This is a genomic window from Thermodesulfobacterium sp. (assembly GCF_030445475.1).
Classification (GTDB): domain Bacteria; phylum Desulfobacterota; class Thermodesulfobacteria; order Thermodesulfobacteriales; family Thermodesulfobacteriaceae; genus Thermodesulfobacterium; species Thermodesulfobacterium commune.
The window spans coordinates 21,896-36,029 of the sequence record NZ_JASUTP010000013.1 but is presented as its reverse complement, the minus strand read 5'-3'; the positions used below and the strand labels follow the sequence as shown (position 1 = coordinate 36,029).

The 14,134-nt window shown below is 35.5% G+C and carries 14 protein-coding genes and 1 tRNA gene; 9 read left to right on the top strand and 6 right to left on the bottom strand.

From position 1 onward, the window contains the following. Positions 1 to 55: 55 nt before the first annotated feature. Positions 56 to 1,816: a bacteriohemerythrin gene (locus PWP26_RS05305; protein WP_287568272.1), complete on the top strand. Its 1,761-nt coding sequence runs from the start codon at positions 56 to 58 to the stop codon at positions 1,814 to 1,816. Here the strand turns inward: PWP26_RS05305 and hisC are convergent. Genes hisC through PWP26_RS05290 form a run of 3 tightly spaced genes read right to left on the bottom strand, consistent with a single transcriptional unit; the run spans position 1,805 to position 4,813 of the window. Next, positions 1,805 to 2,893, bottom strand: coding sequence for a histidinol-phosphate transaminase (hisC, locus tag PWP26_RS05300; protein ID WP_287568270.1), 1,089 nt, complete (start codon positions 2,891 to 2,893; stop codon positions 1,805 to 1,807). The genes PWP26_RS05305 and hisC overlap by 12 nt on opposite strands. A 2-nt stretch (positions 2,894 to 2,895) precedes the next feature. After that, entirely contained in the window at positions 2,896 to 4,050 is a 1,155-nt protein-coding gene (locus PWP26_RS05295; RefSeq protein ID WP_287568269.1) for a SufD family Fe-S cluster assembly protein, read from the bottom strand. Positions 4,051 to 4,066: 16 nt separating this feature from the next. After that, on the bottom strand, positions 4,067 to 4,813 hold the full coding sequence (locus PWP26_RS05290) for an ABC transporter ATP-binding protein (RefSeq protein WP_301399135.1): 747 nt from the start codon (positions 4,811 to 4,813) through the stop codon (positions 4,067 to 4,069). Positions 4,814 to 4,994: 181 nt separating this feature from the next. Between PWP26_RS05290 and PWP26_RS05285 the strand changes: the two genes are divergently transcribed. The 6 genes from PWP26_RS05285 (at position 4,995) to secD (ending at position 9,705) form a co-directional block, all read left to right on the top strand. Continuing rightward, positions 4,995 to 5,067: transfer RNA gene (locus PWP26_RS05285), tRNA-Glu, on the top strand. Positions 5,068 to 5,300: 233 nt separating this feature from the next. Continuing rightward, a complete protein-coding gene (locus PWP26_RS05280) occupies positions 5,301 to 5,687 on the top strand; it encodes a DUF3617 family protein (RefSeq protein ID WP_301399133.1) in 387 nt (128 codons plus the stop codon). A gap of 35 nt (positions 5,688 to 5,722) precedes the next feature. Beyond that, positions 5,723 to 5,974: a hypothetical protein gene (locus PWP26_RS05275; RefSeq protein ID WP_301399130.1), complete on the top strand. Its 252-nt coding sequence runs from the start codon at positions 5,723 to 5,725 to the stop codon at positions 5,972 to 5,974. Between the two features lie 4 nt (positions 5,975 to 5,978). Next, the gene (locus PWP26_RS05270) at positions 5,979 to 6,110 is read left to right on the top strand and encodes a hypothetical protein (RefSeq protein WP_301399128.1); all 132 of its coding nucleotides are present in this window, start codon (positions 5,979 to 5,981) and stop codon (positions 6,108 to 6,110) included. Between the two features lie 159 nt (positions 6,111 to 6,269). Beyond that, the gene (locus PWP26_RS05265) at positions 6,270 to 7,103 is read left to right on the top strand and encodes a metal ABC transporter substrate-binding protein (protein WP_301399126.1); all 834 of its coding nucleotides are present in this window, start codon (positions 6,270 to 6,272) and stop codon (positions 7,101 to 7,103) included. Between the two features lie 19 nt (positions 7,104 to 7,122). Further along, positions 7,123 to 9,705, top strand: coding sequence for a protein translocase subunit SecD (gene secD, locus PWP26_RS05260; RefSeq protein ID WP_301399125.1), 2,583 nt, complete (start codon positions 7,123 to 7,125; stop codon positions 9,703 to 9,705). On the opposite strand, the gene fmt is transcribed toward secD, so the two are convergent. Continuing rightward, positions 9,698 to 10,633, bottom strand: a complete 936-nt coding sequence (gene fmt / locus PWP26_RS05255) for a methionyl-tRNA formyltransferase (protein ID WP_273010816.1) — start codon at positions 10,631 to 10,633, stop codon at positions 9,698 to 9,700. The two genes, secD and fmt, sit on opposite strands and share 8 nt — an antisense overlap. 133 nt (positions 10,634 to 10,766) lie before the next feature. Here fmt and PWP26_RS05250 point away from each other — a divergent pair, with 133 nt between their 5' ends. Both PWP26_RS05250 and PWP26_RS05245 read left to right on the top strand, forming a co-directional pair. Continuing rightward, positions 10,767 to 11,537 carry an undecaprenyl-diphosphate phosphatase gene (locus PWP26_RS05250; RefSeq protein ID WP_287568261.1) on the top strand — a complete coding sequence of 257 codons (771 nt, stop codon included), beginning with the start codon at positions 10,767 to 10,769 and terminating at the stop codon, positions 11,535 to 11,537. 34 nt (positions 11,538 to 11,571) lie between these two features. Beyond that, the gene (locus PWP26_RS05245; protein ID WP_287568260.1) at positions 11,572 to 12,462 is read left to right on the top strand and encodes a TIGR01777 family oxidoreductase; all 891 of its coding nucleotides are present in this window, start codon (positions 11,572 to 11,574) and stop codon (positions 12,460 to 12,462) included. Positions 12,463 to 12,470: 8 nt separating this feature from the next. Here PWP26_RS05245 and PWP26_RS05240 read toward each other — a convergent pair whose 3' ends face one another. After that, a complete protein-coding gene (locus tag PWP26_RS05240) occupies positions 12,471 to 13,334 on the bottom strand; it encodes a methyl-accepting chemotaxis protein (RefSeq protein ID WP_301399124.1) in 864 nt (287 codons plus the stop codon). Positions 13,335 to 13,350: 16 nt separating this feature from the next. After that, positions 13,351 to 14,121, bottom strand: coding sequence for an MBL fold metallo-hydrolase (locus PWP26_RS05235; RefSeq protein ID WP_273018995.1), 771 nt, complete (start codon positions 14,119 to 14,121; stop codon positions 13,351 to 13,353). Positions 14,122 to 14,134: the final 13 nt, after the last annotated feature.

Below are 14,134 nucleotides of genomic sequence, written 5' to 3'. Positions count from 1 at the left end.
AAAAAGAAGGGTGTGCATCCTTTGAGCATGCATACCCTTTTCAAGTTTTCATCTGTTGCTTATTGATTTCTCGTGTAAAGATGCGCGTGGGCGGCTATACATAGATTGGGATCACACCTGGGAGATAGGGATAGAAAGCATCGATAATCAACACAAGATGCTTGTCAATCTCATAAACAAATTGTACGAAAACATAGTTTTTAAACCAGAAATTTCTAAAGATGAGCTTTTATACACTTTTCAAGAATTATACGATTATGCTCGATATCATTTTGAAACAGAAGAAGCTTTTATTAAGGCTCATGCTTACCCTAAACTTGAACTACATAAAAAATCACATCAAACCTTTGTAAAAAAACTTGATGAACTTTATCAGAAATTTGAAGGAGAAAACCAAGAGAATCTAAAAGAGTTAGTTTTATCTATATTTAATTTTCTAAAAAATTGGCTTTTTTCTCATATCATAACCTTAGATAAAGAGATAGAAGTTTATTTAAAGGAGGTCTCTACTGAAACTCCGGTAGAGGTTAATCTTTACAAGCTATATGGATTTTTATCTAAAAATGAATCTTTAGAAAAATTGGACCAGCTTATAAAACGAGGAGAAGCAAAGACTATTTCTTTTATCCTTTTTGACATAGATGATTTTTATTTAATAAATCTTAGATATGGTTTTGATGTGGGAGATTTAGTTTTAGAAGATTTTGCTAAGCACCTTTATAAAAACTTAAAAGAAGATCAGCTTTGGCTGGCTAAGTTTGAGGGAGATAGGTTTGGGATTCTCTTGACAGACGAGCAAAATTTTTTAAAGACTTTTTCCACCATTAAAAAGGTGTTTCAAGTCACAGAAAACTATCAGTTTACCCTTATAAAAAATCAAAAGGTTGAGATAATAAGGTTTAACATCTCTTTAGGACTGGTCGTTTATCCTAAACATGGTAATGATCCCAAAGATCTTTTAATCAAAGCAGAAATTGCTGTTAAAAAAGCTAAAGAAGAGGGGAAAAATCGATGGGTTATGTTTTCTGAGGAAGACTACGTGGAAATAAAAAAGCTTGACAGGATCAAAAATCTTTTAGATGAAGCCTTAGAAAAAGAACTTGTTTTTCCCTTTGTTCAGCCTATATTTTCCGCTAAAACTCAAAAGGTTATAGGAGGAGAAGTCCTCCTTAGGGTTTTCTGTGAGGAAGAAAAAAGGTTCATTTCTGCAGGAGAATTTATTAAGTTTGCCTTAAAATCAAACTACTTAGACAGGTTAGAAGAGGTTATGTTTAAAAAGTTTAAAGACTATCTAAAATTTTATAAATTTAAAAACTATATGATTTTTATCAATCGTTCTATCACCTCTTTTGAAAAGTTTGAAAGATTAATCTATGAAATGGAACAATGGATAGATCTTGTTCAAAAATTTAAGGTTAAACTGGTTTTAGAGGTGACCGAAGCCTCTCTTATAGATTTCATAGACCTTGTGTTTTTTATAAAAGAAAAGGCCAAACAAAACAACATTCTTTTAGCCATAGATGACTTTGGAGCTGGACATGCCTCTTTTGGATATCTTTTAAAGTTTAAGCCTGATTTTATAAAAATCGACGGAGATTTTGTTAAAGCCTCCTTTCATTCTGAAGATAACTTAAAGGTGTTAAAAGGTATAATAAGACTGGCACGGGATTTAAAGATTAAAACGATAGCAGAATTTGTAGAAAATAAAGAGATAATGGACATGCTGGTAAGAGCTAAGGTAGACTATTTACAAGGATATTATCTGGCTAAACCGATGAGCATAGAAGATTTTGTAAAGAGTTATTTAACCAAGTAGCTCTTTTATGTTTTTAACCAAAAGCTGATTTTGTTCAGGAAGTCCTATGGTAATCCTTAATGAGTTTGGAAACCCATAAGGTTTAAGAGGTCTTAAAAGAAGCCCTCTTCTTAACAGCCCTTGATATAAGTGTTCACAAACACTACCAAAATCAACCATGATAAAATTGGCTTGGGAAGGATATACTTTAAAACCAAGAGAAGAAAGTTCCTGGGTTAGATATCTTCTACCTTCTTTTACGATTTTTAGGCTTTTTTTGAGGTAAGCCTGATCTTCTAAGGCAATCAGCCCAGCTTTATAGGCAAAAAGATTAAGGTTAAAAGGTTGTCTCAAACTGTCTAAAAGCTGAGCTAAACTTTTTTCAGCCATACCATATCCTAACCTTAATCCTGCAAGACCGTAAGCCTTAGAAAAGGTTCTCAACACTAAAACGTTAAAACCATTTTTCAAAAACTCTATACCTAAGGGAATTTCAGGGTCTTCTATAAACTCTCCGTAGGCTTCATCTATTACCACCAGGATATTCTCAGGAAGGTTTTTAAAAAAAATGCCCCAATCTTTTCTGTCTAAGACACTACCTGTGGGGTTGTTTGGGTGGTCTAAAAACACCACTTTGGTTTTGTTAGACAAATTTCTTAACAAACCTGGTATATCGTGCTTAAGTTTGTTATCAAGAGGGACAACCTTGACCTTAGCCCCATAGATTTGAGCAAACTTTTCATACATCAAAAAACTGGGTTTACTTACCAAAACTTCATCACCTGGATTTATTAACGCCTTAAAAACAAGTTCGATCACCTCATTAGAACCATTTCCAAGTATAAAGTTTTCTGGTGAGAGCCCCCATTTTTTAGCAAGGGCTCTTTTTAGTTCTATATAACTTGCCTCTGGATATAGATTAACAGTTTTAGCCAGTTCTTTTATGACTTTTACCACCTTGCGAGAAGGTCCAAGAGGATTTTCGTTGGAGTTAAATTTATAAACTGGACCTTCTATCCCAAACTCTCTTCTGATTTCATCTATCGTCTTCCCAGGAGGGTAGGGAGTTAACTTCTTTAAATAAGGCTTAAAATTCATCGTTAAAACCCCAATTTGGCAGTCTCAAGAACTTTATCGATTTGTTTCTGTAAAGCAGGAGGTATACCTTCAATCTTAACGGTTAAGAATCCTTTTACTATAAGAGAAGTGGCTTCATCTTCACTTAATCCTCTTGCCATAAGATATTCTACCTCTTCTTTAGCTATCTTACCTACCGCGGCTTCGTGGGTTAATTCTACGTCGTAAAAATAACTGTCAAGCTGAGGAATAGCCCTCATGATGCCTTCGTCTGATAGCATAAGTCCTTGACATTCTAAATGTCCTTTGACTTTTGGAGCTTTGGCTACGATTTTACCTCTTGCGATGTTTTCTCCGCCATAAACCACAGTTCTTGAGATGATTTCAGTCCTGGTGTTAGGTGCTTCCAACCAGACCTCTCCTCCTATGTCTATTTTTGAACCTGGCTGGTTGGCGATGATACTTGCGAAAGAGGCTTTAGCCCCTTCTCCAACCAACCTGCAAACCGGAGAGGTTTGTATGTCTTTTACAGGATAAAGACTTACATAGGTAGAAATATAGGATCCTTCTTCTTCTACCAAAACCCCTGTTCTTGGCCTAACGATAGTTTGCTCTCCCCAGACGTGAAGCATGCTAAAGGTAAGTTTGGCTCTTTTTTTTACAAAAAACTCTGAAACCCCTATATGAAAAGCAGATTCTACATGAGGGTGAACCGAACAAGAGGTTATCAAGTTTAACTCTGCCCCTTCTTCTACTATCACGATGTTGTGTACCTTTTGAGCTACCTTTTCAGTTCTTATGTAAAGACAGGTTTGCACAGGATAGACTATCTTATAACCTGGAAGAGCCCTGATAAAATAACCATCATCAAGGTCTTCGGCTGTAGCTTTGGTAAATTCATCTTTTTCCGGAGATAAAAGCTTCCAGTAATAGTCTGATAACCAATCATATTTTTTAAGCGCCTCTGTTATGGGAAGTATCTCCAGTCCTTCAACCTGTTTTCTACAAACCACAGGTTTAGCGTCTATCTGAACGTATTCTCCCTCTCTTTTTAAAGAAGAATCAAGCCCTAAAAACCTTAACCTTTCCTTTTCTTCTTCAGAAAGTTCTGAAAGGTCCTTAGGTATGTTACCTTCTTTTGCAGATTTAAACTCTTTAAGAAGTTTATCTTCAGCCATCTTGTTTTTCCTCCTATTAAGCCAGTCTTTTTAAACAGTTTTTACAACCTTCGTACCCAAACTTCTGAATACCCTCAAATATTTCTGTAGGATTTCCGGTGCAGTAGATTTCTCCGTCCATGATAACATATCCTAAGTCCGCTGCTACATGCTGTAAAATAAAACCTGTATGGGTAATGATCAAACCACTTTTTGTCCTTGGTTTGTGAGGAGTATCTTTTTGCAACAGTTTTTTTATCATCTGACCGATAAGGTTTAGGTTTTCTACGTCAACCCCAGATTCTGGCTCATCAAGTAATACTAAATCTGGATTTTGAACAAGAAGCTGGAGAAGCTCGCTTTTTTTAAGTTCTCCCCCTGAAAATCCTTTGTTTACCTCTCTTTCAAGGAAAGTTTCAAAGTTAAAACTTCTTGCAAGCTCTTCGATCTTAACGTTGTTTTCCTTGGCACAGAGTTTTAAAATATCCCTTAGTTTGACCCCTTTTATGGTAGGAGGTCTTTGAAACATAATCCCTATACCTCTTTTAGCTCTTTCATAAGGAGGAAGGTCGGTTATATCCTCACCTTTAAAATAGATTTTTCCATGTTTTACCTTATAGGTAGGGAAACCCATAATTGTCATCAACAACGAAGTTTTCCCTGAACCGTTTCTACCAAATATTACATGAGTTTCTCCTACAGGTATTTTTAGAGATATACCCTTTAAAACTTCTCGCCCTTCAACCTCTACCCATAGGTCTTCTATCTCTAACAGAACTGTCATCTAACTCACCCCTCTAAAAGATTTTACCCCCCCTTATGTTTAGCAAGTTAATATAAAATTCTTAAAAGTCAATAAGCCTAAACGCAAAAAGACATTCTATTTGAACCGGTTTTTTTATTTATTTAACTTGACAAAAGAGGGAAACCGTTTATATTTTTTAAAATATCGAAAACTTCATAAAGCCCCCATCGTCTAGTGGACTAGGATACTGGCCTCTCACGCCAGAGACACGGGTTCGAATCCCGTTGGGGGCGTTCTAAAAAAATTTTTCTACAACTCTCATCGTATCCTTAATATTTAAAACCTTTTGTTTTTTCAAAAAAGCATTTTTATAATTTTATAAAACTATAAAAAATTCTAAAAAAATTTTAAAAATAAAGAAAAAACCTTAAAAAGGTTTTCTAATCTGCTTTAATCCGTTTTGACTTTATCTTTAAAAAGTATTTACACTGTAAATATAGACTGATTTCATTTGCGAGGTTATGTCATGAAGAAGCTATGTCTTTTTATGTTGTGCTTTTTGGGACTTTTAGGAACAGCCTGTAGTAAAAAAGAGCCAGGGGTAAGTCCAGGGATTGATTTAAAAGAGGGAAAATGGGAAATATCGATAGAGATGGAATCTTCCTCTTATCCTATAAACTTGCCTAAGCAGGTTTATACCCAATGCCTTACTAAAAAAAATTTTATCCCTATACAAGAACAAAGTCTGGGTGGTTCCAATCCAAACTGTGCCTATAAGCAAAAGGAGATAAAGGGAAACAGCGTATCTTGGATTATGGAATGCAAAGAAGATGATGGAGGAAAGGTGATACTTGGCTTTTCTCTAAGGATGTTAACGTCTACGGAAGTGGATCCAACAAAACAGAGGCTATAGAAGTAGACGCGCCACTTATTTTTCTATATATGGTTTTGGAAAAGGATTCAGGCTCTCCCAGCAGGGATGAAATCGTTAACGCCACCACAGGAGCTCTTTCTTTAGCTAAAGCCATATACGATAAAAAATGGGATGAGGCCATCAAAAATGTAGGGGATATTTGGGATACAATCGTAATCTTTCAAAAGATAGCTGCTAAAAGTGATGACCTTTATCCTCCCTATCTTTCTTATTTTGACCATCAATCTCTGCTTCAGATTACCACAGGGAACGGGAACCCGCGATAGAGCTTTGCTTTCTTCAGCTGAAAACTACAACCATCTGTCTATAAGAAGGGTAGACATCTACAAAGACCCTGTTAATCAAAAAAATCTTCAATGGAGCGTATTTTATATGGTAATAAGAGAAGAAACAGGATACTAAATATAAAAACTCCCTAACTTTTTAATCAAATATATTTTTAATCAAGTTAGGGGGTTTTCGAGTTTTAATCAGTTTATTTCAAACTTTTCAGTGATTGACAGACTAAACTAACCTGTTAATTTTTAATTAAAAAGTCTTTTTTTACGTTTGGAGGCCCTTATGAGGTTCTTTAGAATTTTATCGAGTTTATGTCTTTTTATGATTTTTTTTATTACAAAAGCCTATGGCTTAAATATCGTGGTTTCAAACTCGGCGTTAGAAAAAATAGTTAAAGAAATAGTTTCTACCAAACAACATGTTATCACGCTACAGTCTGAAAAAAAAGATTTTCACAGTTTTGAGCCTACCTTTTCTCAATGGAACTTAATTAGAAATGCAGACCTTGTGGTGATTGTAGGGACAGAACACTGGGCTACCAAAGTTTACCAGATAAGGGCTAACAAACCTTTACTGAGCCTTGCCAGAGGGCAAACAAGGTTTGCTGACCCGCATCTGTGGTTTGACTTAAATAGGGTAAAAAGTTTAGCCTCTGATTTGGTTCAATTTTTAGAGGTAAGGGATCCTGGTAATAAGATCTTTTATCGGGAAAGTTTGCAACAATTTCTAAAGACTGTAAACCTTTTAGAAGCCAAAATCATAGGTTTAAAAAACTGTCAGTATAAAGAGGTATATATATTAGGTCACCCTGTGTTTAGTTATTTGTTAACACCTTGTGGAATAAAAGAGAAAACGTTGATTAAGGGTCATCATAAAGAAGGAGAGCCAAGTGTTAAAATCCTTACAGAAATACTTCAAAATATCCAGAAAAGAAGTCCTAAGATAGTTTTTATCACTGACCCAGAGTTTGAAAACTATGTTTCTCTATTTAAAAGTAAAGGCATAGAAGTAGTAACACTTTGGTCTGGAGGAACTTACAGATTTCAAGGTAGCTTTACCGAACTTTTGGATTATAATTTAAGCTGGTTAAGGCATGCTTTAAGTTGTGGAAAATAGCTTTTACAGGAGGTAAAAGTTGTCTTTTAAACTTAAAATAAAACTCTTTTTTCTCCTTTTTTTAATTGGATTTGCGGCTCTTTTGCTTTTACCTACCTTTGTACCCAACCTTCCTCCTTGGTTTAAAAAATATGTCTATCGAGGCGAGCTTAAGCTTGGGCTTGATTTAAAAGGTGGGGTTCATTTAGTATTACAACCAGACATCGATAAAGCTATGCAAAACCAGTTTGAAAACTATGTTCAAGACATTAAAGCCCAACTCAACAAATTGGTTTCCTCTTCTTATGAGGTATCGATCGATAACCTGAAGGCTGTTTTTAAATTTCAAGACCCAAAAGATGCGAAGGTTTTTAAAGATGAGGTTTTAAAGGGAATAAAAGAGATAGCCATTTCCAAAGAGTATCAACAAGAAAATTTATTTATAATTGAGGTAACTTTATCCGAAGAACGTATCAGTTATATAAAAGAAAACCTTTTAAATCAAGTTTTAGAGGTAATAAGAAATAGGGTAGACCAGTTTGGGGTTGCAGAAGCAATTATCACCAAACAGGGGAAAGATAAGATAGTAGTTCAGTTACCTGGTCTTAAAGACCCAGAAAGAGCCATAAACATCATAGGCCAAACCGCACAACTTGAGTTTAGGTTGGTAGACGAAGAAACAATGCAGAGGGTTGATCTATCAGAGTTAGTAAATTCTCTGGTACAAACCGGTAAAATTTCCTTCGATGCTTCGATAGAGGAGTGGAGAAAACTACTTGCTCCTTACCTGCCCCAAGACTCCCAGTTTTATTTTATGGTTGAGAAAGATAAAGAAACAGGAAAGGTTATCAAAAAACCGATAGTGTTAAAAAAAGAGGTTTTGTTAACAGGGACTTATCTAAAAACAGCACAGGTAAGAATTAACCCTCAAACCAACGAACCTTATGTATGGCTTCAGTTTGACTCAAGAGGAGCCAAGATATTTGAACTTATCACCTCAGAAAACGTGGGCAAACGTTTAGCTATCGTGCTTGATGAGGTAGTCAGATCAGCTCCGGTGATAAAAGAAAAGATTTCTGGAGGGGAGGCCCAGATTACAGGTGGTTTTTCTATGCAAGAAGCTTCTAACCTGGCACTGGTCCTAAGAGCAGGGGCTTTACCCGCTCCGGTAAAAATCTTGCAAAACATAACCATAGGCCCTTCTTTGGGGACTGACTCGATCAAAAAAGGATTGATAGCAGGGGTCATAGGAGCAGCAGCGGTTATAATTTTTACGATTTTTTATTACAGAATATCAGGTGTAGTTGCTGTAATAGCTTTAGTTCTAAATATTTACTTTCTTTTAGCCTTACTTTCTGCTTTTCAAGCCACCCTTACCCTTCCAGGAATTGCAGGAATTATCCTTAGTATAGGAATGGGGGTTGATTCTAACGTTCTTATCTTTGAGAGAATAAGAGAAGAGTTAAAAGCTGGAAGGACGACTTTTTCTGCCATTTTCCAGGGATATTCAAGAACTTTTATAACCATCTTTGACGCCCATGTAACCGTTCTTATCACCTCTTTAATTTTATTCATCTTTGGTACAGGTCCTATCAGAGGGTTTGCTGTAACCCTATCTATCTCTATCTTAGTAAACCTCTTTACCGCAATCTTTGCAACCAAAATCTTTTATGAATATCTGTACGAAAGGGGTATCGATTTTAGGATAAAATTTTTTGAATTGATTAAAAAAGCAAACTTTAACTTCATGAAGTTTAAAAAAATCTGTGCCATATTGTCTTTAATTCTTTCCTTAACTGGTTGTTTTGGAATATTGCAGGCCTTTTTAGGTAAAGCCAACTTAGGTATCGACTTTACAGGAGGGGCTATTATTTATCTTAGCAGTGAAAAAACCCCTGACTTAGGCCTCCTTAGAAAAACCTTAGAAGAAAGCGGAATAAAAGATTTTATGTTACAAGACATAAAGAAAGAAAACATGATCCTTCTTAAAGTCAAACTTAGCAAAGAAAGTCTTACAGAAGAGGTAAATCATATTCTTTCTCTTTTAAACCAGAAACTTCCTGACCATAAATTTAATGTAGTTTCTAAAGAGGAAATAGGTTCTACCATTAGTCAAGAACTTCAAAACAAAGCAACTTTAGCTATTCTGGGAGCTTTGGTAGGAATTATCGTCTATTTAGCCTTTAGGTTTAACGTTTATTTTGGGATAGCTGCCGGATTGGCGACCTTTCATGATGTTTTAGTAACTTTTGGTTTGTTTTATCTTTTAGGAAAAGAGATAAACCTTCTTTTTATCACAGCTCTTCTTACCTTAGCAGGTTATTCTTTGACAGACACGGTGGTAATCTTTGACCGTATCAGAGAGAATTTACAAAAACATAGTTTCGCCAACTTTGATGAGCTTATCAACAAAAGTATAAATGACGTTTTTTCTCGGACGATAATCACCGTTTTGACCACCCTTTTTGGGTCTTTGAGCCTTCTTTTGTTTGGAGGAGTAGTGATAAGAGACTTTGCCTTAGCTTTAACGATAGGTTTTATAGTAGGGACTTATAGTTCTATATTTTTGGCTTCACCTTTGTTACAGGTTTTACATAAAGGTAAACTTCCCCAGTTTAAGTAAGGAGGTCGCCGGGTTTTAACCTTTTACCACAGGCAAACTCAAACGCTGACATTCGTTTTTTACCCTCCGGCTGGACCTCAATTAAAAGAAGGGCACCTTGGGAGGTGCCTACCAATATCCCCTCTTGATTTATCCTTAGGATTTCTCCTGGGGTATTATTTTCTGATTCTAAGGCTTTAGCCTTATATACCTTAAGGATTTTTCCTTGAATGTAGGTATAGGCTGTAGGCCAAGGAACAAAGGCCCTTACCTTTCTCTCGATAAACCAAGCAGGTTCTTTAAAAGTAAAAAATCCATCCTCTTTTTTTAATAAAGGTGCATAAGAGGCACCCTCCTCAGGTTGAGGGATAGGCTTGAGTAATCCCTTTTTATGTAGCTCTATGGCTTCTAAAATAGCCTCTTTACCAAGGTCACTAAGCTTTTGAGCTAAGGTTAAGGCGTTGTCTTCTGGTTCTATTGAGACCTTTTTTTGCAAAAGTATGGGACCAGTATCTAACCCTTCGTCCATAAGCATGATGGTTATACCTGTTTCCTTTTCTCCTTGTAAGATAGCCCAGTTGATAGGAGAGGCACCTCTGTATTTAGGAAGCAAAGAGGCATGTATGTTCCAGCATCCAAATCTCGGAATTTCTAAAACTTCCTTAGGTAGGATTTTACCATAGGCACAAACCACGATCAGGTCAGGAGCAAGTTCCTTTAGAATTTTAAAAAATTCAACATTTCCTTTTATTTTTTGAGGGTCTAACACATAAATTCCCTTTTCTAAAGCCCATTTTTTCACCGCACAGGGTAGGGTTTTTAAACCTCTTCCCTGGGGTTTGTCTGGTTGAGTAACCACTGCTATAAGGTTTTCATTTTCATACAATCCTTCTATAGGGGGTATCGCAAAGTCTGGGCTACCAAAAAAAACTATACGATATTTTTCCATCTTAATCCCTCTTTTTTAGGTTGAATAACCTTTGAAATCAGGTATCTTTACACAAGTTTAACAAAATTTGCTTAAAATAAAATAGAAGATTAAACTCTTATCTTGAAAGATTCTAACAGCAGGAGGAGGTTTTATGGATCTTATTCAAGCTGCTATCTTAGGCATAGTAGAAGGACTAACCGAGTTTCTGCCTGTCTCTTCTACAGGCCATCTTATTTTGACTGCTCATATCTTAAACATTCCTCACACTAACTTTACCAAGACTTTTGAAATCTCCATACAACTCGGGTCTATTTTAGCGGTTTTTTTTCTCTATTACGAAAAACTTTTAAAAGATTGGGAAACCTGGAAAAGGATTATTTTGGCCTTTATTCCTACAGGTATATTAGGGTTTTTACTTTATAAAATAATCAAAAGATTTTTTATAGGCAACGACCTTTTGGTGGTAATAAACTTGATTTTCGGAGGGATAGTGCTTTTATTTATAGACAGATTTCTTCAAAAAGATAATGGGTTGTCTGATGTAAAAGAGCTTAGTTTAAAGAAAATACCTTTAATAGGGGTTTTTCAGTCTTTAGCCATGATGCCTGGAGTTTCTCGTTCAGCTGCTACCATCATAGGAGGGATGGTGGTTGGTCTTAACAGAAAGGCTGCGGCTGAGTTTTCCTTTCTTCTGGCCTTACCAACGATGCTTATGGCTACCAGTTATGACCTCATCAAATCATATTCCGAGATGTCCTTTCAAGATTGGCAAGTCCTTTTAGTAGGCTTTGTCTTTGCTTTTTTCACGGCATTTTTAGCTATCAAAATCTTTATTAGCTTTATCTCTAAGCATAGTTTTTTTATCTTTGGAATTTACCGTATTTTTATAGGTATTCTTTACTTTTTAATATTTTTATTTTAAAAATATTTTTATAAAAAACATTGAGGTTATTACCATGAAAAAAGTGCTAGTAGTTGGAGGTACAGGCTTTGTTGGGGGAGCTTTAGTGCCTGAACTGATAAAAAAAGGTTTCAGTACGACTTTATTGGTAAGGAATTTAGAAAAGGCTAAGTCTCGGTTTTCAGGTTGTGATTTTATTTTGGGAGACCCTATGAAATCAGGAAGTTGGCAAGCTGAGGTTTCCAATTTTGACGTGGTAATCAATCTGGTAGGACAAAACATCTTTGGAAAATGGACTGAGTCTTATAAAAAACTAATTTTAGAAAGCAGAGTTAAGTCTACAGAAAACATCGTAAAATCTTTAAAAAAAAACGCTTTTTTGATAAATGCCTCAGCCATAGGATATTATGGAGATAAAGGAGATCAGTCCGTAGACGAAGACTCTCAACCAGGAAATGATTTTCTGGCAAAAGTATGCATAGAATGGGAAAAACAGGCCCAAATTGCTAAGAAGTATGGAGTTAAAGTAGCTATAACCCGTTTTGGTATCGTTCTTGGTAAAGGTGGTATGCTTGCCAAGGTTTTACCTGTTTTTAAGTGGGGATTAGGTGGAACTTTGGGGGATGGGAGACAATGGTTTTCTTGGATACATATAAGTGATTTAGTAAACGGCTTGATTTTTCTCATAGAAAAAGACCTTGAAGGAGTTTTTAACTTTACTTCCCCTCAACCTGTAACCAACAAGGAGTTTACTAAAGCCTTGGCTAAGGTTTTAAAAAGACCAGCTTTCTTTAGGGTACCTATGTTTGCTTTAAAGTTGTTTTTAGGTGAGTTGGCAGACAGTATAACTGCAAATATAAAGGCTCATCCTCGAAGATTGATACAAAACGATTTTAAATTTATTTACCCTGAGATAAAGGGGGCTTTGGAAAGCTTAGTTAAATAAAGGTGTTTTTAAATCTTTTTAAACTGTATCACTATAGATTGAAGTTGCTTTTCCGTAATTTTTAAATTTTTTGAAAGGTTAACCATGTTTTGAGTAATCTCTTCTGTAATTTTAACTTGCTCTTCTATGGCTAAAAACATATCATTTATAAGTCTTTCTACGTTTTCAGCCATCTGATGGTTAGAATCTATAAAAAAATATAGTTCCTTTAAAGTTTCGATGCTTTTATCTAAGCTTTCTTTAAGGGCAAAGATCGAGGTAGTAAAAAAGTTGATGTTTTTTTCTACAGAAAGGATGCTTTCGTTAATGTGTTTAGCAAACTGATTGGTTTTGTTAGCTAATTTTCTAATTTCTTCAGCAAGCACGGTGAAACCTTTTCCAGCTAATCCCACTCGAGCAGCCTCAATGGATGCATTCAGGGACAAGATAGTCGTTTGGTCTGCGATGTTATGAATTTCTGTCAAAGAATTTTTGATTTCTTGGAACGAGTTTTGCATTTTTTTTGAGGTCTCTACAAAGTTTTTAAGGCTGCTTTCTATAACTTTTACCTCTTCTATCATAACGTTTATCTTTTCTTTTGACTCCTCAGATCTTTTTACCAAGTTATCTGTTTCAGATTTTATGGGTAATATTTTTTCAGAAAGGGTTTGGATGGCAAAATTAAACTTTTCTACCAAAGAAGAAATATACTTACCAGATTCTTGTGAAAGCTGTAAGGCTTTTATAAGAGCTTCAGAAACATAATGGGAAAGACTTTTTATATAAGAAAATTTCCAAAGTTTTTGCACTACTTTTCTTAGGTTGATAGGGTAGGGGGAAAAAGTTGAAGTAGGATTAAATGTTTTAGTTTCTTTTTTAAGAAAGTTGAACATGTTTTCCCCCTAAAGGTTAATAAATTTGGTCTATGATATCAAGCCCACAACTTAAGTTCTCAAACCAGTTAAGGAATTTCTTTACATTCTCTCCCTTAAAAATTGCTCCATGTTGAGGAGCTATCATGGTTGGATTAAGAGGTTTGACTAAGTTAACCCATTTTTTGCATACTTTATTACTTCCCATATATCTTTTATGGAAACCTTCCATAAGTTTTACATGGTTTTCAAAGTTTTCTACAAAAAGATATCTCTGACCTTTAGGAAAAACAGCTGCACCTATATCTCCAGAAAACAAAATTTTGCTTCGCGTATCAAATACGGAAAAATTACCTTTAGAATGAAGAAAATGGGCAGGTATAAACAAAAGTTTATCACCTGAACCCAAAGTTAATTCTCCTCCTTTATCTTCTAAAGGTATAGTCCGCCTTAAAGAATTGTAACCAAAATGAGGGATAAACCTTATCCAAAGTTTGCTGATATAAATCTTGGCGTTGGTGTTTTCCAACCAGGTAATAAGTCCTGAGCTTACGTCAGGGTCTTGATGTGAAAAGAAGATATATTCTATGTTGTCAATGTCTATGTAGTTGGCAACAGCAGCTAAAACTCTGGGGAAAACATACACCCCACCTGGATCAAGAAGGATACCTTTTCCCTTATTTATGATGAGATATTGATTAGTCTGTACCAAACCTTCCTCTTCCTCTTCTTCCCATCCTAACCAAATAAACTTGTGGTCGCTATCTTCATAAAGTATCAATCCTTTTATCAGAGTTTCTCTATCCATAAAGATCTCCTTT